The organism is Aminobacter sp. MET-1 (assembly GCF_026521175.1).
GTDB lineage: Bacteria > Pseudomonadota > Alphaproteobacteria > Rhizobiales > Rhizobiaceae > Aminobacter.
Genome location: NZ_JAMSHL010000001.1, coordinates 346601 through 371777, shown reverse-complemented (window position 1 = coordinate 371777; position 25177 = coordinate 346601). Strand labels below are relative to the sequence as shown.

Below are 25177 nucleotides of genomic sequence, written 5' to 3'. Positions count from 1 at the left end.
CAGGCGTGATCGAATATGCGAATGGAGTCGCCGAAGATGTCGGAGGCAGCTGCAGCAAGCGAAGCCCCGCTCCGCAAAGGCAGGGCCGAGGAGCTGATCGCGAAGCTTCTCGAGCCCCGGGTGCTGGGGCCGGTGATCGGCGCGGCACTGGTCGTGCTCGCCCTTGTGGTCGTGCATCAGATCAGCGGCGCTGTCCATCTCAGCGAAATCAGGCAGGCGCTGCGGGCCAGCGATCCCACGATAATCGCCCAGGCCGTCGGCCTGACCCTGATCAGCTTCGTCGCCATGTCGCTCTATGACGTCATGGCCGTCCATCGCGTCGCACCCGGGCGCGTACCGCTGTCGCTGGCGGCCTTTGCCGGCCTAGTCGGTTACAGCATTTCCAACGCGATCGGCTTCCATGTCTTTGTCGGCGGCCCAGTACGCTACCGCATCTACCAAAGTGCCGGCCTCGACGCCGCCGATGTCGGCCGTATCGTCGGCGTCTCCTTCCTGACCTTCACGTCGGGCATCATTGCCGTTCTTGGCATTGCCCTTCTGATCGACCCTGTCGGCCTGCCCTTCCTCAAGGCCATTTCACCGGCGACGGACCGCCTCATCGGCCTCGCCATACTGCTGGCCCTTGCCGGAACCCTCGCCTGGCTCGCCATGGCCCCCAGGCAGGTCACGCTTCTAAGCTGGCGCCTGCCTTTGCCGTCGGCCAGGAGCGCCGCGGCCCAGATTTTGATCGGCGTCGTCGACATCGGCGCCGCGGCAGCAGTGCTCTACGTGCTGCTGCCGCCCGATATCGCGCCGGGATTTGCGGTCTTCCTGCTGTTGTTCGTGGCGGCGATCACTGCCGGCATCATCAGCCATGCCCCCGGCGGCATCGGCATCATCGAGGCGACCATGCTCGTCGGGCTCGGCGCCGGCACAAGGCCCGATGTCATTGCCGCGCTCGTCGCGTTCCGGCTGATCTATTACGTGATCCCGCTCGCCTGCGCTGGCCTGGCCCTTGTCGGCCTAGAGGTCTATCGCGCCCGCCATGGCGTCAAGGCGCTGTCGGGTGGGGCGGTGGCGCTGAGCAGGCGCATCGTTGCACCGGTAGCGGCGGCACTCGTCTTCCTCGGCGGCGTCGTGCTGCTGCTCTCCGGCAACCTGCCTGCCGTCGACAACCGCATCGACTCGCTGAGCGACGTCGTGCCGCTGCCCTTTGCCGAAGCCTCGCACCTTGCCGCAAGCCTTGTCGGCCTGCTGCTCATCATCCTGGCGCGCGGCCTCTATCGCCGCATAGCGCTGGCCCGCGTCGCATCGATCGCGCTTCTGGTTGCAGGTGCTGTCTTCTCCCTGCTCAAGGGCATCGACTGGGAAGAAGCCTCGATCCTGCTGTTCGTCGCCGGCATCCTGCTCGCTTATCCAAAAGTTTTCTACCGCAAGGGCGACTGGCGCTCCTTCCGGCCGACGCCGACCTGGCTGGCGCTGATCGTCATCGTCTTGGGCTCGCTGACGCTGGTCGGCATGCTTGCCTATCGCCATGTCGACTACGCCGCCAGCCTGTGGTGGGACTTCGCCTGGAATGGCGACGCCTCGCGCTTCCTGCGCGCCACGCTGGCGCTGACGATCGTGGCGGCCGCTATCGCCGTCGACGCGCTGGTCAACCGGCCGCATGTCGCGGTTCACGGAACAACCGATATTCCCGATGCCGTGCGCGACGTGCTCGAGACCACCTCGCACACCACTGGCAATGTCGCACTTTTGGGCGACAAGAAGTTCCTGGTCGCTCCCGATGACGACGCCTTCCTGATGTATGGTGTCGCCGGCCGGAGCTGGATCACCATGGGCGATCCTGTCGGCGACGCGGAAGCCGCCAAGGGCCTGATATGGCAGTTTGCCGAACGCGCCGACCGCACCGGCGCCCGCCCCGTCTTCTATTCGATCTCGCCGACCTATCTGACCACCTGCCTCGACCTCGGCCTGGCCATCCTGAAGATCGGCGAGGTCGCGCGCGTCGACCTCACGACCTTCTCGCTCGAAGGCGCCTCGCGGCAGGACTTCCGGTATGCCGACAAGCGCGCCACCCGCGAGGGACTGGAATTCTCGATCATCCCAAAGGCTGAAGTCCCCGGCGAGATGGACGAATTGCAAGCCGTGTCCGACGCCTGGCTGGGCACCAAGGCCGGCCGCGAAAAGGGCTTTTCGCTCGGCCGCTTCGATCCGGAATATCTCGCCGAATTCGACTGCGCTGTGCTCAAGAAGGACGGCGCCATCGTCGCCTTCGCCAATCTCTGGCGCAGCGGCGACAAGAACGAATTGTCGATCGACCTGATGCGCTACCGCCATGGCGTCTCCAAGATCCTGATGGACGCGCTGTTTGCAAGGCTGCTGCTTTACGGAAAGTCGGAGGGCTACAGCTGGTTCAACCTGGGTGCTGCCCCGCTGGCGGGCCTCGCCGACCACCCGCTCGCCTCGACCTGGAACAGGCTCGGCACCTTCGTCTACCGGCGGGCCGACGAATTCTATAACTTCGAAGGGCTGCGCACCTTCAAGCAGAAGTTCGAGCCGGTGTGGACACCGCAATATCTCGCCTGCCCCAACGGACTTGCCATTCCGCAGGTGCTGATCGACGTGACCAATCTGATTTCGGGAAGCCCCATAAGGATCCTCAAAAGATGAAGCGGCTGGTTTTGCTCACGACCATGATTTCGTGCCTTTCGCCGGCTTTGGCATCGGCCCAGGACAGTCAGCCTAAGGCGCAGACAGTCACGGCGAGCCGCCTCGTCGACGTGCCTGTCACAGCACCTGACGGCGACGCCAAGGGCCTGGTGATCTACCTCTCGGACCGCAAAGGCTGGAGGCCGGCGGACGATGTCATCGTCAAGGCCATGCGCGACCAGGGCAATGTCGTGCTATCAGTCGACTTCGCCAAATACGCAGCGCAGCTTGATGCCGACACCGGTCAGTGCCTCTATGTCGTGGGTGAACTGACCGACCTCGCCCAGACAGCCCAGCGCCAGCTCGGCATCCAGACGTATCTGCCGCCTGTCATTGCCGGCTCTGGCGAAGGGGCAACCTTCGCTTATGCCGCGCTGGCCGACGCGCCGGTCAACACGCTCGGCGGCGCCATTGCTTCGGGCTTTGTCAACCGGTTGACGCTGAAAGAGCCGTTCTGTCCCGGTGCGACCGCCACGAAGACGGCCGACGGCTCCGCGTTCAGCTACGGCTTCGACAGCCCCCTGCCCGACCCTGCCTATCTGTTCGTCGAGGAGAAGTCGCTGGACGCCGTCCAGGGCGAAGCAAAGGGTGCGCAGGGCATCTCGTTCGCAGCGCTCGACAGCACGGATACGGCCCAGCAGATTGTCGATGCGCTCGGTGAACTCGCCACCACCAACAAGCCCTTCGGCGATCTTCCGGCCGTCGACCTGCCGGCGGGCAAGTCGCCCGAGGCGGTCGCAGTGCTGGTATCGGGCGATGGCGGCTGGCGCGACCTCGACAAGACCATCGGCGAGTGGCTGTCGGGCAAGGGTGTCCATGTCGTCGGTCTCGACGCCCTGCATTATTTCTGGGCCAAGCGCACGCCGGAAGAACTGGCGCGCGATGTGACGAAGATGCTGGAGCGCGCCGACCCGACGAAGAAGCTGCCGGTCATGCTGATCGGCTATTCCTTCGGCGCCGACACGCTGCCTTTCGCTTATCCGTTGCTGCCACCGGACCTGCAGAAGCGCACCAAGGTCATCGGCCTGATGGCGCCGGGACAGACGACGTCGTTCCAGGTCACCATCTCCGGCTGGCTCGGCATCGACGACAGCGGCTATGACATCCCTGCTGCAATTGCCAAGCTGCCGGCCAAGCAGGTGCTGTGCATCTATGGCGAAGAAGAAGACGACAGCGCCTGCCTCAGCCCCTCGCTCGCCAACCTCGCCAAGATCAAGACGACCGGCGGGCATCATTTCGACGGCGACTACGAAGCGCTGGGCCAGAAGATGCTCGACCAGCTGAAGGCAGCGAACTAACGCCAGGAGAACCGGGCGGCCCGCAATGCCGGCCGCCCCTGTTTCTCAGTGCCCGGGATGCAGGGCGTCGTTGAGATACATGCAGGTCAGCATCGTGAAGATATAGGCCTGTATCATTGCCATCAGCAGTTCAAGCGCCGTCAGCGCCACCGTCATCAGCAGTGGCAGCACCGCCCCCACGATGCCGAGCGTTCCGAGATCAGACATGCTGACGACAAAGCCGGCAAACACCTTGAGCGTGATGTGGCCGGCCAGCATGACCGCGAACAGACGCACCGAGTGGCTGATCGGCCTCGAGATGTAGGACACGATCTCGATCGGCACGATGATGGGCGCCAGGATCAACGGCACACCCGACGGCAGGAACAGGCGAAAGAAGCCGAAGCCGTTCTTCCAGATGCCGTAGAGCGTGACCGTGCCGAACACCAGCATGGCAAAGCCGAAGGTGACGATGATGTGGCTGGTCACCGTGAAGGCATAGGGGAACATGCCGATCAGGTTGGCGATCAGGATGAAGGTGAACAGCGAGAACACCAGCGGGAAGAACTTCATCCCGCCCTCGCCGGCATTGTCGCGCAGGGTCTTGGCGACGAACTCGTAGACCAGTTCGGTAATCGACTGCAGCCGCGTCGGCACAAGCGCACGTCGGCTCGACGAAACCAGCATCAGCAACCCGCCGAGGACAGCGGCGCCCACCATGTAGGCCGAGGAGTTGGTGAAGGCGATCTGCTGGCCGCCCAGCTCAAACAGCGTGACGATCGGCTTGATTTCAAATTGTTCTAACGGTCCTGCCACGGCGCCTCTCCTGATGGTGCGATTGCTTGTGCGAAGACGCGTGCGGCCGGCAGCCCAAGTCCGATGGCAGCAGACAAGGACACATGGCGACGGCCTGCGGTGCCTGGGCACGCAGCGGTCTTGCGATTGATCCGGATGGATTGGGGTCGGGAAAACAATTGATCGGCGCCATCTCTTGGATGGGGCCGTCCCCGAACGTTCTAGGCACTGGTCGTCCAGTGCGCGGGCTTCCTAGCCCAAGCCTGCGGCGCGGGCAAGACGATAAGGTGACGCGGCCCGAAGGCCGCGCCCATGAATCACATGATTCAGATGTGCAACGCGTGACCGAGCGTGCGCAGTGCGGCTTCGAGGAACGCCTCGCCCTGGGTCGGATGGGCGTGGATTGTGCCGGCGATATCCTCCAGCCGAGCGCCCATTTCCAGCGCCAGGCTGAAGGCTGACGACAGCTCGGCCGTACCCGCGCCGACCGCCTGGATGCCAAGCACCAGATGGTTGTCCGCGCGGGCGACGATGCGGACGAAACCATCCTCGCTGGACAAGGTCATCGCCCGGCCATTGGCCGAGAACGGGAACTGCGCCGTCTTGATCTCGATGCCCAGAGCCCTGGCTTCATCGGGCGACAGGCCCGTGGTCACGACTTCCGGGTCGGTGAAGCAGACGGCGGGGATCGAACGCTTGTCCCAGCTGCGCTTGTGGCCGGCGACGATCTCGGCAACCATTTCGCCCTGCGCCATCGCCCGGTGCGCCAGCATCGGCTCGCCGGTGACGTCGCCGATGGCGTAGATGCCGCGCATCGAGGTGCGGCACTGCTCGTCGATGCGGATGAAACGGCCATCGCGGTCGAGGTCGATCTCTTCCAGCCCCCAGCCCTCGGTGACCGGCTTGCGGCCGACGGTGACCAGCACCTTGTCGGCCGAAATCTTCTGCTCGCTGCCATCGGCGGCTTCGACCAGCAATGCGTCGCCCTTGGAGGAGAGCCCCTTGGCCTTGGCGCCAGTCAGCACCTTGACGCCCAGCGCCTCGAGCCGCTTGGCGACGGGCCGCGTCAACTCGGCATCGTATTGCGGCAGGATGCGCGGCAGCGCCTCGACCACGGTCACCTTCGATCCGAACTTGGCAAAGGCGGTGCCGAGTTCAAGCCCGATATAGCCTCCGCCGACGACGGCGAGGGTCTGCGGCACCTGCTTAAGCGACAGCGCCTCGGTCGACGAGATCACCGGTCCGCCGAAGGGCAGGAACGGTAGCTCGACCGGCGCGGAACCGGTGGCGATGACGATGGTCTCGGCGCGGATCACCTGCAGGCCGGTCTCGGTTTCGACCTCGACGGTCTTGCCGTCGCGGAACCGCGCCCAGCCGATCACCGCCTTGACGTGTGCCTTCTTGAGCAGGCCGGCAACGCCGGTGTTGAGCCGACCGACGATGCGGTCCTTCCAGGCGACAGTCTTGGCGAGGTCGATGGCCGGCGTGGCGACTGTGATGCCGAACGGGCTCTTGCCCGCCGCCATCTCGCTCGCCATCAGATATTCGTCCGCCGCGTGGATCATCGCCTTGGACGGGATGCAGCCGACATTGAGGCAGGTGCCGCCGGCCTTCACCGCCTCGACGATGACCGTGTCGATGCCGAGCTGGCCGGCGCGGATGGCGCAGATGTAGCCGCCAGGGCCGGCGCCGATGACGAGAAGCTTGCAGGAGATTTCCTTCACAGCCTCAGCCCTCCACGAAGATCATTGCCGGCGCCTCGAGCAGCGCCTTGAGACGCTGGACGAAAACAGCCGCATCCCAGCCGTCGATGACGCGATGGTCGAAGCTGGACGACAGGTTCATCATCTTGCGCGGCACGAACTGGGTACCGTCCCACATCGGCCGGATCATGATCTTGTTGACGCCGACGATCGCCACTTCCGGGTAATTGATGACGGGCGTGGTGGCCACACCGCCCATCGCCCCGAGCGAGGTGATGGTGATGGTCGAGCCGGTCAGCTCCTCGCGCGTTGCCGTGCCTGCCTTGGCCGCGTCGGCCAGGCGGTTGACCTCCGAGGCGCAGTCCCACAGGTCGCGCGCCTCTGCATGCCTGACGACAGGCACCATCAGGCCGCCCGGCGTCTGCGCCGCCATGCCGATATGGACACCGGCATGGCGCTGGATGACGCCAGCATCGTCGTCATAGATCGCGTTGAGCTGCGGCTGCTCGCCGACCGCCTTCACCAGCGCCCGCATGAGGAAAGGCAGCAATGTCAGCTTCGGCCTGTCCGGCTTCTTCGAGGCGTTGAGCTTGGCGCGCAGCTCCTCCAGCGAGGTGACGTCGACCTCCTCGACATAGGTGATGTGCGGGATGCGCGACTTGGCCAGCGCCATCTTCTCGGCGATACGCCGACGCAGACCGATGACCTTGATCTCCTCGACCCCGGTCTTTTCCTGAAAGCCGGCGACAGGAACCGCCGCACCGCGCGCGGCAAAGCCGTCGAGGTCCTCATGCGTGATGCGGCCGGCAGGCCCGGTGCCTGGCACCTGGCGCAGGTCGATACCGGCTTCCTTGGCGCGCATCCTGACGGCTGGCGACGCCAGCGGACGCTCGCCTTCGGGGCGCGGCAGGCCAACGGTCGTGGCGCGCGGTACAGGTTTGAGCGCTGCGGAATTGACCGCGGGCTTCGCCGCCGCCGAACCTGGCTCATCTTTCTTAGCCGGCGCAGGAGCTACCTTGGCAGGCTCCGCTGCCTTTGCTTCCGGCTTCGCCTCCGCGGCTGCCGGCTCGGCCGCGACTGGCGCATCGCCCGCGACCTTGATCCTGACGATGGGCGAACCGACCGGAACCGTGTCGCCGATCTCGGCTCCGAGCCAGAGGATTTCGCCGTCGACGGGGGACGGAATCTCGACCGTCGCCTTGTCGGTCATGACGGCTGCCAGCACCGCGTCCTCGCGCACGAGGTCGCCGATCTTGACGTGCCATTCGACCAGCTCGGCCTCGGCCACGCCTTCGCCGACGTCGGGAAGCTTGATGACATGTTCGCCCATGCTCAGGCCTCCATCGTTTCGATCAGGGCTTCGCCGACGCGTTTCGGGCCCGGGAAGTAGTCCCACTCCTGCGCATGCGGATAGGGCGTGTCCCAGCCGGTGACGCGGGCAACGGGCGCTTCGAGGTGGTAGAAGCAGTGCTCCTGCACAAGGGCTGCGAGCTCGGCGCCGAAGCCGGAGGTCAGCGTCGCTTCATGCACCACCACGCAGCGGCGGGTCTTCTTGACCGAGGCGACGATGGTTTCAAGATCGAGCGGCAACAGCGTCCTGAGGTCGATGACCTCGGCGTCGATGCCGGTCTCCTCGGCTGCGGCCTGGGCGACATAGACCATGGTGCCATAGGCGAGAACGGTGACCGCCGAACCCGGCCGGCGGATTTCCGCCTTGCCGAGCGGCACGGTGAAATGCCCCTCCGGCACCTCGCCCAGCTCATGCTTCGACCAGGCCGTCACGGGCCTGTCGTGATGGCCGTCGAAGGGGCCGTTGTACAATCGTTTCGGCTCCAGAAAGATCACCGGATCCGGGTCTTCGATCGAGGCGATCAGCAGGCCCTTGGCATCGATCGGATTGGACGGAACCACCACCTTGAGACCGGAAACATGGGTAAACAGGGCCTCGGGGCTCTGGCTGTGGGTCTGGCCGCCGAAGATGCCGCCGCCCGTGGGCATGCGGATGACGATCGGACAGGTGAACTCGCCGTTCGAGCGATAACGCAACCGTGCCGCTTCCGAAACGATCTGGTCATATGCTGGATAGACATAGTCGGCGAACTGCACTTCGATGCAGGGCCTGAGGCCGTAGGCGGCCATGCCTATGGCGGCACCGACGATGCCCAGCTCGCTGATCGGCGCGTCGAAGCAGCGCGAGCGGCCGTATTTCTGCTGGAGCCCCTGGGTGCAGCGGAAGACGCCGCCGAAATAGCCGACGTCCTCACCGAACACCACGACGTTGTCGTCACGGCCCATGGCGACATCCATGGCGCTGCGGATAGCCTCGATCATTGTCATGCGCGGCATGGGCTACACTCCCGCCTTCTGGCGCTGGCGACGGAGATGCGGCGGCATCTCGGCATAGACGCCCTCGAACATGTCGCGCGTCGACGGCTTGCCGCCGGCATGCAGCGTGCCGTGGCTCTCGGCTTCCTTCTGCGCCGAAATCACCGCCTCGAGGATTTCCGCCTCGGTCTGCTTGTGGCGCTCGTCCGACCACAGGCCGCGGCGAATGAGATGGTTCTTGAGCCTGATCACCGGGTCGCCCAGCGGCCATGCGTCCGACTCGGTCTTCGGCCGATAGGCGGACGGATCGTCCGATGTCGAATGCGCGCCGACACGGTAGGTGACGTATTCGACCAGCGTCGGCCCGAGATTGCTGCGGGCACGCTCGGTCGCCCATTTCGCCACCGCATGAACGGCGAGATAGTCGTTGCCGTCGACGCGCAGCGCCGGAATGCCGAAGCCGAGGCCGCGGGCGGCGAAGGTGCCGGAGCCGCCGCGGGCGATGCCCTGGAATGTTGAGATCGCCCACTGGTTGTTGACGACGTTGAGCACCACGGGCGCCCGGTAGGTCGAGGCGAAGACGAGGGCGGCATGGAAATCGCTCTCGGCGGTGGCACCGTCGCCGACCCAGCCGACCGCGATCTTGGTGTCGCCCTTGATGGCGGACGCCATCGCCCAGCCGACGGCCTGGATGTATTGGGTCGTCAAATTGCCCGAGATCGAGAAGAAGCCGTGATCCTTTGCCGAATACATGATCGGCAACTGGCGGCCCTTCAGCGGATCTTTCTCGTTGGAATAGATCTGGTTCATCATCTCGACCATCGGATAGCCACCCGCGATCAGCAGGCCGGCCTGGCGATAGGTCGGGAAATTCATGTCGCCCTGGATGAGCGCCTTGCGGAAGGCGCAGCTGACCGCCTCCTCGCCCATATGCTGCATGTAGAACGAGGTCTTGCCCTGGCGCTGGGCCATCTGCATGCGCGCGTCGAAGGTGCGCAGCGTCATCATGTGGCGCAGGCCCTCGAGTTGCTCCTCGTCGGTCAGCGTGCCGGCCCAGGGGCCAACGGCATCGCCCTCGCGGTTGAGCACGCGAATGATCGAATAGGCGAGGTCGCGGATCGTCCGGGGATCGACGTCGACAGGCGGCCTGTCGACCGAACCGGCCTTGGGGATCGGCACGTTGGAGAAGTCGGGCGTGCCGCCCGGGCGCACTTCGGGCTCGGGCACATGGAACTTGAGCGGCGCGGGATTGTCCGTCACGGATGCTCCTCCTGTCTCGCGCGCAGGCCAAACGGTCCTCCCTGCGCGGCAGACAATTTATGTCAGTAACGCTGACCTATTATCCGATCGCGACGGGAACTGCAATGGGGTCCCGACGTCGGGACTTTGGCATTCTCTCGCCGTCTGCGAAAGGCCGTTGACAGCACGCCCATTCCGCGCCCATGCTTAGGGTTCACCAGGGGGGTCCCGACAAGGGGCTGAGATACTGCTGGCTCGCGCAGCGCAGTGACCCGTTGAACCTGATCCAGTTCACACTGGCGTAGGGACGGTGCGAGGCGCAGCGGCCGGTCAATCCGGTTTGGCATTCGGGCATACGCCCGAAGTCCCCCAGGCAAACCTCAACTCCTCCTCCTCGCACGAACTGGGTCTCCATCGTAACGGAGACTCACTCATGAATGCCCACACCCCGACAGTCACGACAGGCGAACTTCCCGCCTCGCGGAAAGTCCACAAGCAAGGCCTGATCCACCCCGGCATCCGCGTGCCGATGCGCGAGATTTCGGTGCATCCGAGCGCCGGCGAGCCTCCTGTCACCGTCTATGATTCATCCGGGCCCTACACCGATGCGTCGGTGAAGACCGACATCGAGCGCGGCCTGCCCCGCCTGCGCGAGGACTGGATCGTCTCCCGTGGAGACGTCGAGCGTTACGATGGCCGCAAGGTCAAGGACGAGGACAACGGCTTTGTCTCGGCCGACCGACTGACGCCGGAATTCCCCGTCCGCAACGCGCCGCTGCGAGCCACCGGCGGCCGTGCCGTCACCCAGCTCGCTTATGCCCGCGCCGGCATCGTCACACCCGAGATGGAGTTCGTCGCCATCCGCGAAAACCTCGGCCGCGAGCAGATCAAGGCGAAACTCCAGCGTGACGGCGAGAGCTTCGGTGCAGCCATTCCCGATTTCGTCACGCCCGAATTCGTTCGCGACGAGGTCGCCCGCGGCCGCGCCATCATCCCCTCCAACATCAACCACCCCGAGAGCGAGCCGATGATCATCGGTCGCAATTTCCTGGTGAAGATCAACGCCAACATCGGCAATTCCGCCGTCACCTCGTCGATGGCAGAGGAGGTCGAGAAGATGGTGTGGGCGACACGCTGGGGCGGCGACACGGTGATGGACCTGTCGACGGGGCGCAATATCCACAACATCCGCGACTGGATCATCCGCAATTCGCCGGTGCCAATCGGCACGGTGCCACTCTACCAGGCGCTCGAAAAAGTCGGCGGCATTGCCGAAAACCTGACCTGGGAGGTGTTCCGCGACACGCTCATCGAGCAGGCAGAACAGGGCGTCGACTACTTCACCATCCATGCCGGCGTGCGGCTCGCCTACATCCACCTGACCGTCGACCGCGTCACCGGCATCGTCTCGCGCGGCGGCTCGATCATGGCGAAGTGGTGCCTGCATCATCACAAGGAGAGCTTCCTCTACGAGCATTTCGAGGAAATCTGCGACATCTGCCGGACCTATGACGTCGCCTTCTCGCTCGGTGACGGCCTGCGCCCCGGCTCGATCGCGGACGCCAATGACGCCGCCCAGTTCGCCGAACTGGAGACGCTGGGCGAGCTCACCAAGATCGCCTGGGCCAAGGACTGCCAGGTGATGATCGAGGGCCCTGGCCACGTGCCGATGCACAAGATCAAGGAGAACATGGACAAGCAGTTGGCGGTGTGCGGCGAAGCGCCTTTCTACACGCTCGGGCCGCTGACCACCGACATCGCACCCGGCTACGACCACATCACATCGGGCATTGGTGCGGCGATGATCGGCTGGTTCGGCACGGCGATGCTCTGCTACGTCACGCCCAAGGAGCACCTTGGTTTGCCCGACCGCGACGACGTCAAGGTTGGCGTCATCACCTACAAGATCGCGGCCCATGCGGCCGACCTCGCCAAGGGCCATCCGGCGGCCAAGGTCAGGGACGATGCCCTGTCGCGGGCGCGCTTCGAGTTCCGCTGGGAGGACCAGTTCAACCTCTCGCTCGACCCGGAGACGGCGCGCTCCTACCACGACCAGACCTTGCCTAAGGAAGCGCACAAGGTGGCGCATTTCTGCTCGATGTGCGGCCCGAAATTCTGCTCGATGCGGATCTCCCACGACATCCGCGCCGAGGCGCAGAAGGAAGGACTGGCGGCGATGGCGGCGAAATACCGCGACGGCGGCGACCTCTACATGCCGGTCGACAACGCCGAGCCGGCGGAGACAGCGAGCCAGCCATGAAAGTGCTGATCCGCGGTGCGGGCGTCGCCGGATTGACGCTCGCACACGAGTTGGCGGCGCGCGGCGCTGAGGTGACTGTGGTCGACATCAGAAGGCAAATCGCCGGCAATGCCTCCTGGCAGGCCGGCGGCATGCTGGCGCCATGGTGCGAGCGCGAGAGCGCCGAACAGACGGTGCTGTCGCTCGGACGGTGCGCCGGAGACTGGTGGTCGACTGCCCTGCCCGGCCAGATCATGCGCAACGGCACGCTGGTCGTGGCGCCGGCCCGCGACACGGGCGAGCTCCAGCGCTTCGCGCGTCGCACGTCAGGCTACCGCGAGGTGGACGCCGAGGCGATTGCCGCACTCGAGCCAGACCTTGAAGGCCGTTTCGGGCGTGCCCTGCTCTTCGCCGGGGAGGCGCATCTTGATCCGCGCAAGGCGTTGCTCGGGCTGCACGAAAAGCTGGTGCAGATGGGCGTACGCTTCGAGTTCGGCTACGGCGCCGTGCAGGCGCCCAGCGTGCCTGATATCGAAGCCGACTGCACCGGCATGGCCGATATCAGGCCAGACCTGCGCGGCGTGCGCGGCGAGATGCTGATCCTCAGAATGTCTGAGGTCTCGCTGGCGCGGCCGGTGCGGCTGCTGCATCCGCGTTTTCCCGTCTATGTCGTGCCGCGCTCCGACAACCTGTTCATGGTCGGCGCGACGATGATCGAGAGCGATGCGGCGGGGCCGATGTCAGCGCGCTCAGTGATGGAACTGCTCAACGCTGCCTATGCGCTGCATCCGGCCTTCGGCGAAGCCGAGCTGGTCGAAACGGGGGTCGGCGTGCGGCCCGCCTTTGCCGACAACCTGCCGCGCGTCGAGCGATCGGGAAACACGGTCCGCATCAACGGCCTCTACCGCCACGGCTTCCTGCTCGCGCCAGCCATGGCGCAACAGGCCGCCGACATGATCCTGGGCCAGAAGACGAAGAAGGAGCGCGCCCATGAAGCTCACCGTCAACGGTGAAAGCCAGGAGGTCGCGGCCGGCACGCTGGCGGCGCTTCTTGCCGAGCTCGACTACGAAGGCAGCTGGCTCGCCACTGCGCTGAACGGCGAAATCGTGCCGGCAAGGGAACGCGACGGCTGCACCTTGGCAGAAGGCGACCGCATCGAAATCCTCGCGCCGATGAAGGGAGGGTGAGGCCATGCTCGAACTCTACGGTCAAAAGGTCGCGTCCCGCTTGCTGCTGGGCACCGCGCTCTACCCCTCGCCCGCCATCATGGCCGAGGCGATCAAGGCGTCGGGCGCCGACATCGTCACCGTCTCGCTGCGCCGGGAGACCTCGGGCGGCAAGACGGGCGGAAAATTCTGGTCGCTCATCCAGTCGCTCGACATGCGGGTGTTGCCCAACACCGCCGGCTGCCATTCGGTCAAGGAGGCGGTGACGACGGCGCGTATGGCGCGCGAGGTCTTTGGCACGAACTGGATCAAGCTTGAAGTCATCGGCAACCACGACACGCTGCAGCCCGACGTGTTCGGCCTGGTCGAGGCGGCCAAGATACTGTCGGCCGAAGGCTTCGAGGTTTTTCCCTATACGACCGACGATCTGGTCGTCGCCGGACGGCTGCTCGATGCCGGCTGCAAGGTGCTGATGCCATGGTGTGCACCGATCGGATCTGCGAGGGGCCCGCAGAACCTCGATGCCCTGCGCAGCCTGCGCGGCCATTTCCCTGATGTGCCACTGATCGTCGACGCCGGCATCGGCCGCCCGTCGCATGCGGCAACAGTCATGGAGTTCGGCTACGACGCCGTGCTGCTCAACACCGCCGTTGCCAAGGCAGGCGATCCCGTCGCCATGGGCGCTGCTTTCGGCAAGGCGGTCGATGCGGGGCGGCAGGCATTCCGCGCCGGCCCGCTCGAACCGCGCGACATGGCCGTCCCCTCCACCCCCCTTATCGGCATGGCAGCATTTTCATGAAGCTCGACCCATTCTACCTCATCGTCGATTCAGCAGCGTGGATCGAACGCCTCGTGCCGCTCGGCGTGAAGCTGGTGCAGCTGCGCATCAAGGATATGAACGACGCCACCCTGCGCCGCGAAATCCGCTCCGCGAAGGCCATCTGCGAACGCCACGGCTGCCGGCTTATCGTCAACGACTACTGGCGCCTCGCCATCGACGAGGGGTGCGACTTCGTCCATCTCGGCCAGGAGGATCTGGTCGAAGCCGATGTGGCAGCGATCCGCCGCGCCGGCATGAGGCTAGGTCTCAGCACCCATGACGTTGCCGAGCTCGACACCGCCCTCGCCGCCGAGCCCGATTATGTCGCGCTCGGGCCCGTCTATCCGACCATCCTCAAGGCGATGAAGTGGGCGCCGCAAGGGCTCGACCGCATCGCCATCTGGAAACAGCTTGTCGGCGCGACGCCGCTGGTCGCCATTGGCGGGCTCAATGTCGAGCGCATCGCCGGCGTCTTTGCGCAAGGTGCGGATAGCGCTGCCGTCGTCACCGACATCACGCTCAACGCCGATCCCGAAGCGCGCACGCGCGAGTGGCTGGCAGCGACGGCTCAATGGCGATGACCCCGTATGTGCTCATCGTCGCCGGCTCGGATTCGAGCGGCGGCGCCGGCATCGTCCGCGACGTCGAGACCGTGTCGTCGTTCGGGCTACGCAGCAGCATCGCCGTCACCGCGGTGACGGTGCAGACGCATCAGGCGGTCGAGCGGATCGAGCAGATGCCGCCCGAACTGGTTGCCGAGCAGATGCGGACGGCGTTTGCCGCCAACCCTGTGGCAGCGGTCAAGATCGGCATGCTGGGAACGGCGGCGACAATCGATACCGTCGCCTCGGTGCTTGCGAGCAGTCTGCCGGTGTCCGTGGTGCTCGACCCCGTGCTCGCCTCGACGTCCGGCCGGGCGTTGCTGGCCGATAGTGCGGTCCACGCGCTCAAGCGCAAGCTGCTGCCACTTTGCCGGTTGGTGACGCCGAACCTGCCGGAACTTGCCCTTCTTACAGGGCGGCCGGTCGCGGTGTCCGATCGGGAAACAGTCCGGCAGGCCGAGATGCTGCTGGCCACAGGCGTGCAGGCCGTGCTGGCCAAGGGCGGCCACGCCGAGGGCGACCGTTCGACCGACCTGCTGGTCACGGCCGACGGCACAGAACACGCGTTCGACGCCCCTCGCCTTGCCGGCACGATGCGCGGTACCGGCTGCATGTTGGCCAGCGCCATCGCAGCTCATCTGGCGCTTGGCGAGACGCTTGAGCACAGCATCGCCAGGGCCAAGCGCCATGTTTTCACGACGATGGCGGCACGGCTCGCCGACTGAGATCAGCCGATACGCCTGCCGCTGCCGGGTGCAAACAGGTGCAGGCTTTCCGGGCTCGCCCCGAGCCGCACCATATCCCCCGGCTTGACCGAAACACGCCCCATGGCAAAGACGCAGATCTGCTGGCCGGCCATACGCGCGTAGAACTGCGTCGACATGCCCAAGGGTTCGACCACCTCGACCTCGGCCTCAAGCGGCCCGTCCGACTGGACACGCAGGTGCTCAGGGCGGACGCCCACGGAAATCTTTTCGCCATCTGTCAGTGGCAGCTCGACGGGCACAGCAAGCTTCTGGCCGTCGGCAAGCACGGCGATGGCCTGCGTACCCAGGCGCTCCACCCTCGCGGGCAGGAAGTTCATGCCCGGCGAGCCGATGAAGCCGGCGACAAACGCGTTGGCCGGGCGATCGTAGAGATCGAGCGGCGCACCCACCTGCTGGACGACACCGTCATGCATCACGACGATGCGGTCGGCCATGGTCATCGCCTCGACCTGGTCATGGGTGACATAGACAGAGGTGGTCTTGAGCTGCTGATGCAGCGCCTTGATCTCGGTGCGCATGTGCACGCGCAGCTTGGCATCGAGGTTGGACAGCGGCTCGTCGAACAGGAACACCTTGGGGTCGCGCACGATGGCGCGGCCCATGGCCACACGCTGGCGCTGGCCGCCCGACAGCTGGCGCGGCAGTCGCTGCAGCAGCTTGTTGAGGCCGAGCCGGTCGGCAGCGCCTGCAACGCGATTGTCTATGGCGCCCTTGTCGGTCTTCCTCAGCGCTAGGCTGAAGCCCATATTGGCCGACACATCCATGTGCGGATAGAGCGCGTAGGACTGGAACACCATGGCGATGTCGCGGTCCTTGGGCGCGACATCGTTGACGACGCGCTCGCCTATCCGGATCTCGCCGGCCGAGACTTCCTCAAGGCCGGCGATCATCCGCAGCAGCGTGGACTTGCCGCAGCCTGACGGACCGACCAGCACCACGAACTCGCCGTCCGAAATCTCCAGGTCGACAGCTTCCAGCACGTTGAGCGCGCCGTAGTTCTTCTGAACCTTGTCAAGTGAAACGGAGGCCATCGGCTTACCCTTTGACGGCGCCGGCGGTCAGGCCGGTCACGAGATAGCGTTGCAGGAATGCGAAGAAGATGCAGACCGGGATGAGCGCCAGGATCGAGGCGGCCATCATCTGCCCCCAGTCGACGGCGAACTTGCCGATGAAGGTGAGCAGGCCGACGGCAAAGGTCTTCTGGCCCTCGCTTGAGATCAGCATCAGCGCGAACAAGAGCTCGCTCCACGCGGCGGTGAAGACGAAGCCCAGCGTCGCCCCCATGCCGGGCAGCGTCAACGGGATGATGACGCGGCGCAGCGCCTGCAGGCGGGTGCAGCCATCGATCATCGCCGCCTCTTCCAGGTCCTTCGGGATGCCATCAAAGAAGGACTGCATCAGGAAGGTGGCGAAGGCGGTGTTGAAGGCGGTGTAGATGATGATGAGGCCGGTCAGGCTGTTGGTCAGACCGATCTCGCCCATGATGCGGTAGATCGGCGGAATGACCATCACCAGCGGAAAGGTCTGCGTCAGCAACAGCGCGATCGCCACGGTCGTCTTGCCACGAAACGAGAAGCGCGACATGGCGTAGCCGGCCGCCGAGGCAATGACCGTGACGACGAGCGCCGTGGTCACCGACACGATGACGCTGTTGAGGAAATAGAGGGGGAAGTCGCTCGCCCTGAGCACGGTTGCGTAGTTCTCGAAGGTCGTGGCAGACGGCCACAGGGTGATGCCCTCGGAATAGAGCAGCGACTGCGGCGTGACCGAGATCTTCAGCGTCCAGTAGATCGGGAACAGCGCGAAGACGACGTAGGCGCCGATGGCGCCGTAGAGGCCGATACCACCAAGCAGGCGCGAAGAAGTGGAGCGTCCGGCAATCATCACGAATACCTCGCCAACGAGCGGCGGATGCCGATGAGCACGACCGCATAAAGGATGAGCAGCACCAGAAGCAGCACGGCGACTGCGGAGGCATAACCCTTGTCGAGCGACTTGAAGGCGCTGACATAGATGTAGGTCGCGACCGTATTGGTCGAGCCTGCCGGCCCGCCCGAGGTCATGACGAAGATCAGGTCGGCGAAGGTAGCGATCCAGATCGTGCGCAGCATGACGGTGATGGCGATGGTGGGCGCCAGGAATGGCAGCGTCACCTTGGAGAAGCGTTGCCACGGCGAAGCGCCGTCGATGGCCGCAGCCTCGTGCAGTTCGGATGGGATCGACTTCAGGGCGGCCAGCAGCGTGATGGCGAAGAAGGGGATGCCGAACCAGACATTGGCGATGATCGGGCCCCACATGGCGATCTTGGGATCGGCCAGGATGTTGCTCGGCTCGGCCATGATGCCCATCGCATACAGCCAGTGCGGCAGCGGCCCGACGATGGGGTTGAACAGCCAGGCCCAGGTGAGGCCGGACAGGAAGGACGGCACCGCCCAGGGCAGGAAGACCACTGCCTGCACCACCTTGCGACCCCAGAACGGCCGGTCGAGCAGGAGCGCGAGGCCCAGCCCGAGGAAGAACTGGAAGAACAGGCTGCCGACAGTCCACCACGCCGTGTTGATCAGCGCCTGTGCGAGCAGCGGGTCGGAAAACATCGCCTTGTACTGTCCGAGGCCGACATATTCGGACTTGAAGGCCGAGAACTTGCGGAGCGAATAGCTGATGCCGATGATCAGCGGCACGAGCAGCACCGTGACCAGCAGGATCAAGGCCGGGCTGAGATAGAGCCAGGGTTCGAGCGCCGGCATCGAGCGGCGCTTGCGCGGCGCGGTGCGGGACGTGCCCATCTCGGAGACTGCATAGGTCATGGCGATTCTCTCGTCATGGAGAAAAAGCCGCCCCTCGCCCGGCCCGGCCTCGCCCCCAAGGGGAGAAAGGCTCAGGGACGTGCCGGACTTCCGTTCCATTGTCGGAGACGGCGGCCGCGCAGACGGCCCGGGCAAGGAGGCGGCAAGGGAAGCTGGCGGCGGGACGCGAACGCCCCGCCGCAGCCACTTACTTCTTGTTCTTGGCCATCCAGTCCTGCTGTTCCTTGGTCAGGAACGCAGCCCACTCGTCGGCTATGTCCTTGGCCGTACGCTGGCCGAGGAGCACCTCCTGGAAGTTCTTGACCGAGACCTGGTCATAGAAGTTGCCGAGGTTTTCGAGATGGACCGGCGGCGTGACGAACTCGAACTTGTCGGGGCTGCTCAGCTCCTCGAACCAGCCCTTGAACTGCTCGGTCTTGAAGTGCGGATCGTCGGCAGCGCTGTTGTGGATCGGCAGCACGCCGACTTCCTTGGCCCAGGCGATGTTGTTTGCCGGCGAAAGCAGCGTCGACATCAGCTTCCAGGCGTCGTCCTTGACCTTCGAGTTGGCAAACATCGCCCAGCCGGCATAGCCGAGCGTCGGATAGGACTTGCCCGAAGGCCCGGTCGGCATCGGCGCCACCGCAAAGTCTTCGGCCTTCATCTTCTCGGCGATACCGATCAGTGCATCCGGATCCTGGTCGAGCATGGCGCAGGTGCCGGAGTAGAAGCCGGTGACGATTTCGTTGAAACCCCAGCTGACGCTGTCCTTGGGCGCGTAGCCGTTCTTGTAGATTTCGGCCAGCATCTCCAGGCCCTTCACCGCGCCCGGTTCGTTGAGGGTTGCCGTCCCGTCCTGGTTGAAGTAGCCGCCCTTGCCGTTGGCGATGTTCATGAACATCTGCACGCCGTTGAAGCCGCCGGGGCCGCCGCGCATGCAATAGCCGTATTTGCCGTTGATCGCCGAGATCTTCTTGTTGGCGTCCATGAACTCGTCGAGCGTCGTCGGCGCATGATCGAGGCCGGCCTCCTTGAACAGCTTCTTGTTCCAGAACATGGCGCGCAGATAGTAGCCGTAGGGCAGCATGTACTGCTTGCCGTCGACGACGGAGCCGAACTGCTTGGCGCGGTCGCCCAGCGTCGCCGCATCGCTCCACTTGGCCATGTAAGGCGCAAGATCCTCAAGCTGACCGTTGGTGCCGTAGAGACCGAGCCAGCGCTCCGGCATCTCGACCACGTCGGGCGTGTCGCCGGCCTGCACCATGGTCAGGAACTTCTCGAAGGCCTGGCCCCAGGGCAGCGAGACGAGCTCGACCTTGACGCCCGGATTGGCCGCCTCGAACTCGGCGATCTGCTTCTTGATGAACTCGGTACGCGGCGGGCTGGTGATGACCTCCACCATCTTGATGGTCGAGTCGGCCAACGCCGATCCGGCCGACAGCGCCAGGCCCATGGCCGCTGCAAACAACACTCCGTACTTCTTCATTCCAGTCACTCCCATTCTTGGATTTGAAGTTATTTTCTTTTTGCTTCCCCGAAGGCCCGACTGACGTCGGCCCAGAGATCCTCCACGCTTTCCAGCCCGACATTCAGCCTGATGGTTCGCGGGCTGACCCCGAACCGGCCGATCGAATTGGCATCCGGCGTCTGCTGCAGCGAGGCGAGCGCCGGCACGACAAGGCTTTCGTGGCCGCCCCAGCTGACGCCGATGCGGAACAGCTTGAGGGCATCGACGAAGGCCGGCACGTCGATGTCCTCCGTCACCTCGAAGGAGAACAGGCCGGAATAGCCCGACAATGTCTTCTTGCCCGGATGATTGGAGAAAGCCGGATGATTGACGCGCTCGACATGGGCATGCCCCTTCAACCGTTCGGCGATGACAAGCGCACTCTTCATGTGGTGCGGCAGGCGCAGCGGCAGGGTGCGCAGGCCACGCAGCAGCAGCCACGCCTCGAAGGGCGACAGCTTGGCGCCGAGATAGGGATAGGTGCGCTCGTTGATGCGGCGGATATGTTCGACTGAGCCGGCAACAACGCCCGCGACCGTGTCGCTGTGGCCGCCGAGATATTTCGACGCCGAATGCATGACCACGTCGACGCCATGCAGGATCGGCTTCTGGAACAGCGGAGTCGCCCAGGAATTGTCGATGACCGTGACGATGCCTTGCGCCTTGGCCATCGCCGTCAGCACCTCGAGGTCCTGCAGCTCGAACATCATCGAGGTCGGGCTTTCGAGATAGAGCATGGCAGCACCGGGCAGTGCCGCCGCGATCGCGTCCGGGTCGGAGCCGTCGACATAGTCGACCTTGATGCCGAGATGCGGCAGCAGCCGCTCGAACAGGCGGTAGGCGTCGCCATAACAGTTGCGGATGGCAACGATGCGCTGGCCGGTGCCGACGAAGGCGAGCACGGTCGAGCTGATCGCCGCCATGCCGCTGGAGAAGCCGCGCGCTGCTTCCGCCCCCTCGAGCGCTGCAATGCGGCTTTCGAACTCCATGACCGTCGGATTGTTGCCGCGCGAGTAGATCGGGCGGGTGCTGCGGCCGGCAAAGGTGTCGGCCATGTCGGCATAGTTGTCGAAGGTGAAGAGCGAGGTCTGGTAGATCGGCGGCACCACGGCCCCGCCGGGAAAGGGATCATCATGCGCCAGGAGTGTCGCCGCCTCGGCAATATAGTCCCGGTCAAACGGGTTCGAACTGTCGTTCATCTGCGATCCAGGAGTTTGAGATTGGCCGCCCCGCGCCTGAGATCATCCTCGACGGTGGCAATGAGTTTCAGCGCCTCGGCGCGCGCGCCCTCGGCGTCATGGGCAACGATCCGCTCGTAGAGCTTGCGATGATAGGGGAAGCTGGCGTGGCCAAAATCGCGCACGCCGAGCGGATGTTCCCAGAAGCGGTGAAACGCCTCCTGCATGGCCGAGATGATCTGGCCGAAAAGCGGGTTGCCCGAGACACTGTAGATGGCCAGGTGGAAGTCCCAGTCCTCGTCGGACGACATGCCGGCCCGCGCATGGAAGGCCTCCTCCATGATGTCGAGCTTTTCGCGGATGAAGGCGATTTCCCTCGGACCGGCGCGAAGCGCGCAGAGTGCCGCCGCCTCGGCCTCGAGCGCGCGCCGTATCTCCAGCGTCTGCATCAGGCTTTCGAAGTCGTTGCCCGAGGCAAAAGTCAGCGGCATGTGCAGCATGTCGCGCGACACGGCAGCCTTGAGATAGGTGCCGCTGCCCTGCCGGCGCTCGACCAGCCCCAGCCCTTCCCAGCGCGTCAGCGCCTCTCGCACGGTGGTGCGGCTGACCTTAAGCCGCTCCGACAGCACGCGCTCTGTCGGCAGGCGGTCGCCCGGCTGGAGGCCTTCATTGGTGACGAAATCCGCCAGCACATGGAGCACCGCGTCGTCGCGCCCAGTGGCTTGGATGGGAGGCAGGTCGAGCACTGCGGCCCTTTCTATTGGTACAATGGTCCGACCAATTTCCACACAACAGATCGCGGCTGTCAATCGAGAATGTCAGGAATTTTCAGGAGCGATGTAAGTTTCTCACGCTGTTGTCAGGCGAACCTCTGAGGCTCACGCCCAGGGGTTCTCAACCCGTGGCCAGAGCGGGCGCGTGATCGTGGTGTAGTTGGTCAGCCGCGGGTTGCTCGGGTAGGAACTTGGCGCCGCGACATAGACGATTTCGGCCGCGATGGGCGCAAACGCTGCGTAGAAATGGTTGGTCGACTTGATCAGCAGCACGTCCTTCGCCATCGGGTCGACGCCGAGATTGGAGAAGACGTCGGGCTCGAAGGTCTGGGTGCGGTTGGTGTTGAGGATAATGTCGACCTCGGTGCCTTCGACACGCACGAGTGCGGTCGGCCCGAGCGTGACGCGGCTTGGCCCGAAACTCTGCCAGCCCTCGTCGACCACCTTCACCACCTTGACGCGGGCGTCGATCGGCTCGCCCGCCTGCGGCCCGGCCTTGCCGCCGAAACGCAGGTCGATGACGGCGCCCTCCCCCGCCGCATGGCAGAACGTCACCGCCACGGGATCCCAGATCGTCGCGACGCCGACCTTGCCGATGCCGCGCTCGAGCAAACGGCGCAGCACGAACGTACCGTCGCCGGGCACGCCGCCGCCGGGATTGTCCCAGACGTCGGCCATGACCGCCGGCCTGGCGGTGTTGGCGGCATGCGCCGCCAGCGCCTGGTCGATGCCCGCATCGGGATCGACCATATCCAGCGCTGTCCGCTCCCTGAGCGCATAGAGCTCCATGCCGAGCTTTTCGGCCAGCGCGTCGCCCCTGGCCTGGTCGTTGTCGGTGACCACGACCAGGCGCACGCCCATCTCCGGCACGTCCGACGCCATGAAACCGTGGATGACCGACACCGACAGGATGCCGTCCTTGCCGTGCAGCGCCTTGATGCGGTCGACGAAGGAACGCATCGGCTCCTGGCTGGTCGGCAGCACCGCGATCATGCGGCAGTCGAAGGTCGAGATGACGGGTCGGATATCGCCACGCGCGGCGGCAAGGCCGAGCTCGACGACATGTTCGCCACGCTCGTAGAAATCGGTGTGCGGAAACTCGAGGAACGTCGCCAGCGCGTTGCAGGCGGCGACACGTTTCGGCGTCAGATGGCTGTGCGGATCGAACTCGGCGGCGATCACCACATCGGGTCCGACGATTTCGCGGACGCGGGCCAGCAGATCGCCTTCGCAATCGTCATAGCCCTGCGCCACCATCGCGCCATGCAGGCCGAGGATGACCGCATCGACCGGCAACGCAGAGCGGAGCTGGTCCAAAATCTCGTCGCGCAGCGCCTCGAAGGTCTGGCGCTGGATCAGCCCGCCCGGCTCGGCCCAGGTGGCGGTGCCCTCGATGACGGTCAGCCCTTCGGCCGCGGCCCGCCTGCGCAGCACGACCATCGGCGACGAGCACAATGTCGGCGTCTCCGGATGCTGGCCCGGCCCGGCATAAAACGCCATCTCGAACGACGCACGGTCGGTCGGCACCGGCGAGAAGGTGTTGGTTTCGGTGGCCAGCGAGGCGGTGAAGATGCGCATCTGCATTCTCTTGTTGTTGGGGCTGTGCCCGTTCACTTGACCGCCCCGAGCGCCAGGCCCCGGACGAGATAACGCTGGAGCCAGACGAACAGGATCGCGACCGGCACTGTAGCGAGCAACGTCGCGGCCATCACGTAATGCCACTCCACCGTGTAACGTCCGGCGACCAGCGAGAAGACCTGGATCGGCAGCGTGTAGCTGTCCTGGCTGCGCAACATGGTCAGCGCCACGACGAACTCGTTCCAGGCGTTGATGAAGGTGAAGATCGCCGTCACCGCGATTGCCGGCACGCAGAGCGGCAGGAATACCTTGCGCAGCGTGAGCCATCGGCTGCCGCCCTCGATCCAGGACGCCTCCTCGAGATCGCGCGGGATGGTGTCGAAATAGCTCTGCAGCATCCACACGGTGAAGGCGATGTTGAAGGCCATGTAGACACCGCCGACGGCGTTCAGGCTCTCAATCAGGCCGAAGGCGGCCAGCAGCCTGAACAGGCCGAGCACCAGCACGATCGGCGAAATCATCTGCGACACCAACAGGAACTGGCGGAAGGCGCCATGGCCGGCGAAGCGAAAACGCGACATGGCATAGGCGGTCGGGATCGACACGACGATCGCCCCTGCGGTCGCAATTACCGAGACGTAGAGCGAGTTGAACAGCGCCCGGCCGAAACCTGTGGCCACCCACATTTCGGCAAAGTTGCGCCAGCGGAATTCGCTCGGCCACCAGCTTGGGTTCAGCACTTCCTGGGCCGGCTTCACCGCCGTCAGAAACATCACGGCGAAGGGAAACAGTGTCACGACCACCAGCGGCAAAAGCAGGCCCCAGGCGATGATGGTGCGCTTGAGCTTGGACGACATCATGCGCGTTCTCCCCGCATGGCGAGCCGGATGTAGATGGCGGTGAAGACGAGCAGGATCGCCAGCATGATCAACGACACAGCCGACGCTTCGCCGAGCTTACCCAGCCGGAACGCCATCTTGTAGAGATAGGTGACGAGGATGTCGGTCGAGTTGGCCGGACCACCCTGGGTCATCACCCAGATAATCGGGAACGAGTTGAACACATAGATCGTGTTGAGCACGATGGCGATGTTCACGAAGGGCTTGAGCAGCGGAAAGGTGATCCGCCGGAACTGCTGCACCGGCCCCGCGCCTTCGAGGGCCGCCGCCTCGTAGAGATCGTCGGGGATCGACGACAGGCCGCCGAGGAAGATGGTGGTGGTGAAGGGGACCGTGACGAGGATGCCGATCATGATCTGCATCGGGAATGCAGTTGCAGCACTCGCCAGCCACTGGATGTTCTGGTCGGCAAGGCCAAGCCCGCGCAGGGCGGAATTCAGCATGCCGCTCTCGCCGTTCAGCGCCCAGCGCCAGACGATGGCCGTCATGGTCAGCGACACCGCCCAGGGCAGCATGACGATGACCCGCGCAATCGAACGGCCGTAGAAATCCGTGTTGAGGATGATCGCGACGGGGATAGAGACCAGCAGCGCGCCGCCGACCACTGATACGGTCCACAGACCGGTGCGGATCAGCGCCCTGAGGAAGTCGGGATCACGGATCAGCGAAGCGAAATTGTCGGTGCCGTTGAAGGCGCGCAACTGGCCGAAGCGGCTGACCTCGTGGGTGGCGATCTGGAGCAGGTCGAGGACGGGCCAGAAGATGACGACGGCCGCCAGCACCAGGCTCGGCAGCGTCAGCAGATATGGCAAGGCGCGGTTGTGCATGCGG

The 25177-nt window shown here is 64.9% G+C and carries 22 protein-coding genes and 1 riboswitch; of the genes, 8 read left to right on the top strand and 14 right to left on the bottom strand.

Translation table 11 applies throughout. The features are described 5' to 3' along the window. Positions 1 to 36: 36 nt before the first annotated feature. Entirely contained in the window at positions 37 to 2652 is a 2616-nt protein-coding gene (gene mprF, locus NDO48_RS01855) for a bifunctional lysylphosphatidylglycerol flippase/synthetase MprF (protein ID WP_267320764.1), read from the top strand. Further along, a complete protein-coding gene (locus tag NDO48_RS01850; RefSeq protein WP_267320763.1) occupies positions 2649 to 3989 on the top strand; it encodes a virulence factor family protein in 1341 nt (446 codons plus the stop codon). Before mprF ends, NDO48_RS01850 begins: the two co-directional genes overlap by 4 nt. 45 nt (positions 3990 to 4034) lie before the next feature. On the opposite strand, the gene NDO48_RS01845 is transcribed toward NDO48_RS01850, so the two are convergent. From NDO48_RS01845 to NDO48_RS01825, 5 genes are all read right to left on the bottom strand, one after another. Beyond that, positions 4035 to 4784 (bottom strand): F0F1 ATP synthase subunit A, encoded by a 750-nt coding sequence (locus NDO48_RS01845; protein WP_018429752.1) that lies wholly within the window; start codon positions 4782 to 4784, stop codon positions 4035 to 4037. 305 nt (positions 4785 to 5089) lie between these two features. After that, positions 5090 to 6487 (bottom strand): dihydrolipoyl dehydrogenase, encoded by a 1398-nt coding sequence (gene lpdA, locus NDO48_RS01840; protein WP_267320762.1) that lies wholly within the window; start codon positions 6485 to 6487, stop codon positions 5090 to 5092. A 4-nt stretch (positions 6488 to 6491) separates the two neighbouring features. Next, positions 6492 to 7796: a dihydrolipoamide acetyltransferase family protein gene (locus tag NDO48_RS01835; protein WP_267320761.1), complete on the bottom strand. Its 1305-nt coding sequence runs from the start codon at positions 7794 to 7796 to the stop codon at positions 6492 to 6494. Between the two features lie 2 nt (positions 7797 to 7798). Next, the gene (locus tag NDO48_RS01830; RefSeq protein WP_018429755.1) at positions 7799 to 8812 is read right to left on the bottom strand and encodes an alpha-ketoacid dehydrogenase subunit beta; all 1014 of its coding nucleotides are present in this window, start codon (positions 8810 to 8812) and stop codon (positions 7799 to 7801) included. 3 nt (positions 8813 to 8815) lie between these two features. Beyond that, positions 8816 to 10051 carry a 3-methyl-2-oxobutanoate dehydrogenase (2-methylpropanoyl-transferring) subunit alpha gene (locus tag NDO48_RS01825; RefSeq protein WP_018429756.1) on the bottom strand — a complete coding sequence of 412 codons (1236 nt, stop codon included), beginning with the start codon at positions 10049 to 10051 and terminating at the stop codon, positions 8816 to 8818. 188 nt (positions 10052 to 10239) lie between these two features. Further along, positions 10240 to 10356, top strand: a riboswitch (TPP riboswitch). Positions 10357 to 10463: 107 nt separating this feature from the next. Between NDO48_RS01825 and thiC the strand changes: the two genes are divergently transcribed. Genes thiC through thiD form a run of 6 tightly spaced genes read left to right on the top strand, consistent with a single transcriptional unit; the run spans position 10464 to position 15583 of the window. Further along, complete coding sequence (gene thiC, locus NDO48_RS01820; protein ID WP_267320760.1) at positions 10464 to 12290, top strand: phosphomethylpyrimidine synthase ThiC; 1827 nt, start codon at positions 10464 to 10466, stop codon at positions 12288 to 12290. After that, entirely contained in the window at positions 12287 to 13282 is a 996-nt protein-coding gene (thiO, locus tag NDO48_RS01815) for a glycine oxidase ThiO (RefSeq protein ID WP_018429759.1), read from the top strand. Before thiC ends, thiO begins: the two co-directional genes overlap by 4 nt. Next, positions 13260 to 13457: a sulfur carrier protein ThiS gene (thiS, locus tag NDO48_RS01810; RefSeq protein ID WP_018429760.1), complete on the top strand. Its 198-nt coding sequence runs from the start codon at positions 13260 to 13262 to the stop codon at positions 13455 to 13457. The genes thiO and thiS overlap by 23 nt, the downstream gene beginning before the upstream one ends. Before the next feature lie 4 nt (positions 13458 to 13461). Continuing rightward, positions 13462 to 14235, top strand: a complete 774-nt coding sequence (locus tag NDO48_RS01805) for a thiazole synthase (RefSeq protein ID WP_267320759.1) — start codon at positions 13462 to 13464, stop codon at positions 14233 to 14235. Continuing rightward, positions 14232 to 14837 carry a thiamine phosphate synthase gene (locus NDO48_RS01800; protein ID WP_018429762.1) on the top strand — a complete coding sequence of 202 codons (606 nt, stop codon included), beginning with the start codon at positions 14232 to 14234 and terminating at the stop codon, positions 14835 to 14837. The genes NDO48_RS01805 and NDO48_RS01800 overlap by 4 nt, the downstream gene beginning before the upstream one ends. Continuing rightward, on the top strand, positions 14828 to 15583 hold the full coding sequence (gene thiD, locus NDO48_RS01795) for a bifunctional hydroxymethylpyrimidine kinase/phosphomethylpyrimidine kinase (protein WP_018429763.1): 756 nt from the start codon (positions 14828 to 14830) through the stop codon (positions 15581 to 15583). Before NDO48_RS01800 ends, thiD begins: the two co-directional genes overlap by 10 nt. 2 nt (positions 15584 to 15585) lie before the next feature. On the opposite strand, the gene NDO48_RS01790 is transcribed toward thiD, so the two are convergent. From NDO48_RS01790 to NDO48_RS01750, 9 genes are all read right to left on the bottom strand, one after another. After that, complete coding sequence (locus NDO48_RS01790) at positions 15586 to 16656, bottom strand: ABC transporter ATP-binding protein (protein WP_018429764.1); 1071 nt, start codon at positions 16654 to 16656, stop codon at positions 15586 to 15588. 4 nt (positions 16657 to 16660) lie between these two features. Beyond that, positions 16661 to 17509, bottom strand: coding sequence for a carbohydrate ABC transporter permease (locus tag NDO48_RS01785; RefSeq protein WP_018429765.1), 849 nt, complete (start codon positions 17507 to 17509; stop codon positions 16661 to 16663). Next, the gene (locus NDO48_RS01780) at positions 17509 to 18432 is read right to left on the bottom strand and encodes a carbohydrate ABC transporter permease (RefSeq protein WP_018429766.1); all 924 of its coding nucleotides are present in this window, start codon (positions 18430 to 18432) and stop codon (positions 17509 to 17511) included. The genes NDO48_RS01785 and NDO48_RS01780 overlap by 1 nt, the downstream gene beginning before the upstream one ends. Positions 18433 to 18619: 187 nt before the next feature. Next, entirely contained in the window at positions 18620 to 19897 is a 1278-nt protein-coding gene (locus tag NDO48_RS01775) for an ABC transporter substrate-binding protein (protein ID WP_018429767.1), read from the bottom strand. Positions 19898 to 19926: 29 nt separating this feature from the next. Further along, positions 19927 to 21117 carry a PLP-dependent transferase gene (locus NDO48_RS01770; protein ID WP_018429768.1) on the bottom strand — a complete coding sequence of 397 codons (1191 nt, stop codon included), beginning with the start codon at positions 21115 to 21117 and terminating at the stop codon, positions 19927 to 19929. Next, a complete protein-coding gene (locus NDO48_RS01765) occupies positions 21114 to 21842 on the bottom strand; it encodes a FadR/GntR family transcriptional regulator (RefSeq protein ID WP_018429769.1) in 729 nt (242 codons plus the stop codon). Before NDO48_RS01765 ends, NDO48_RS01770 begins: the two co-directional genes overlap by 4 nt. 132 nt (positions 21843 to 21974) lie before the next feature. Further along, a complete protein-coding gene (locus NDO48_RS01760; protein ID WP_267320758.1) occupies positions 21975 to 23447 on the bottom strand; it encodes a M81 family metallopeptidase in 1473 nt (490 codons plus the stop codon). 32 nt (positions 23448 to 23479) lie between these two features. Further along, positions 23480 to 24307 carry a carbohydrate ABC transporter permease gene (locus NDO48_RS01755; RefSeq protein WP_267320757.1) on the bottom strand — a complete coding sequence of 276 codons (828 nt, stop codon included), beginning with the start codon at positions 24305 to 24307 and terminating at the stop codon, positions 23480 to 23482. Further along, the gene (locus tag NDO48_RS01750; RefSeq protein ID WP_018429772.1) at positions 24304 to 25173 is read right to left on the bottom strand and encodes a carbohydrate ABC transporter permease; all 870 of its coding nucleotides are present in this window, start codon (positions 25171 to 25173) and stop codon (positions 24304 to 24306) included. Before NDO48_RS01750 ends, NDO48_RS01755 begins: the two co-directional genes overlap by 4 nt. Between the last annotated feature and the right edge of the window lie 4 nt (positions 25174 to 25177).

What these genes read in the sequence shown, in the direction of transcription:
- mprF (WP_267320764.1), top strand. Translation starts at nt 37, where the DNA reads ATGTCGGAGGCAGCTGCAGCAAGCGAAGCCCCGCTCCGCAAAGGCAGG.
- NDO48_RS01850 (WP_267320763.1), top strand. Translation starts at nt 2,649, where the DNA reads ATGAAGCGGCTGGTTTTGCTCACGACCATGATTTCGTGCCTTTCGCCG.
- NDO48_RS01835 (WP_267320761.1), bottom strand. Translation starts at nt 7,796, where the DNA reads ATGGGCGAACATGTCATCAAGCTTCCCGACGTCGGCGAAGGCGTGGCC.
- NDO48_RS01830 (WP_018429755.1), bottom strand. Translation starts at nt 8,812, where the DNA reads ATGCCGCGCATGACAATGATCGAGGCTATCCGCAGCGCCATGGATGTC.
- thiC (WP_267320760.1), top strand. Translation starts at nt 10,464, where the DNA reads ATGAATGCCCACACCCCGACAGTCACGACAGGCGAACTTCCCGCCTCG.
- thiO (WP_018429759.1), top strand. Translation starts at nt 12,287, where the DNA reads ATGAAAGTGCTGATCCGCGGTGCGGGCGTCGCCGGATTGACGCTCGCA.
- thiS (WP_018429760.1), top strand. Translation starts at nt 13,260, where the DNA reads ATGAAGCTCACCGTCAACGGTGAAAGCCAGGAGGTCGCGGCCGGCACG.
- NDO48_RS01805 (WP_267320759.1), top strand. Translation starts at nt 13,462, where the DNA reads ATGCTCGAACTCTACGGTCAAAAGGTCGCGTCCCGCTTGCTGCTGGGC.
- NDO48_RS01800 (WP_018429762.1), top strand. Translation starts at nt 14,232, where the DNA reads ATGAAGCTCGACCCATTCTACCTCATCGTCGATTCAGCAGCGTGGATC.
- thiD (WP_018429763.1), top strand. Translation starts at nt 14,828, where the DNA reads ATGGCGATGACCCCGTATGTGCTCATCGTCGCCGGCTCGGATTCGAGC.
- NDO48_RS01790 (WP_018429764.1), bottom strand. Translation starts at nt 16,656, where the DNA reads ATGGCCTCCGTTTCACTTGACAAGGTTCAGAAGAACTACGGCGCGCTC.
- NDO48_RS01785 (WP_018429765.1), bottom strand. Translation starts at nt 17,509, where the DNA reads ATGATTGCCGGACGCTCCACTTCTTCGCGCCTGCTTGGTGGTATCGGC.
- NDO48_RS01780 (WP_018429766.1), bottom strand. Translation starts at nt 18,432, where the DNA reads ATGACCTATGCAGTCTCCGAGATGGGCACGTCCCGCACCGCGCCGCGC.
- NDO48_RS01775 (WP_018429767.1), bottom strand. Translation starts at nt 19,897, where the DNA reads ATGAAGAAGTACGGAGTGTTGTTTGCAGCGGCCATGGGCCTGGCGCTG.
- NDO48_RS01770 (WP_018429768.1), bottom strand. Translation starts at nt 21,117, where the DNA reads ATGAACGACAGTTCGAACCCGTTTGACCGGGACTATATTGCCGAGGCG.
- NDO48_RS01760 (WP_267320758.1), bottom strand. Translation starts at nt 23,447, where the DNA reads ATGCGCATCTTCACCGCCTCGCTGGCCACCGAAACCAACACCTTCTCG.
- NDO48_RS01755 (WP_267320757.1), bottom strand. Translation starts at nt 24,307, where the DNA reads ATGATGTCGTCCAAGCTCAAGCGCACCATCATCGCCTGGGGCCTGCTT.
- NDO48_RS01750 (WP_018429772.1), bottom strand. Translation starts at nt 25,173, where the DNA reads ATGCACAACCGCGCCTTGCCATATCTGCTGACGCTGCCGAGCCTGGTG.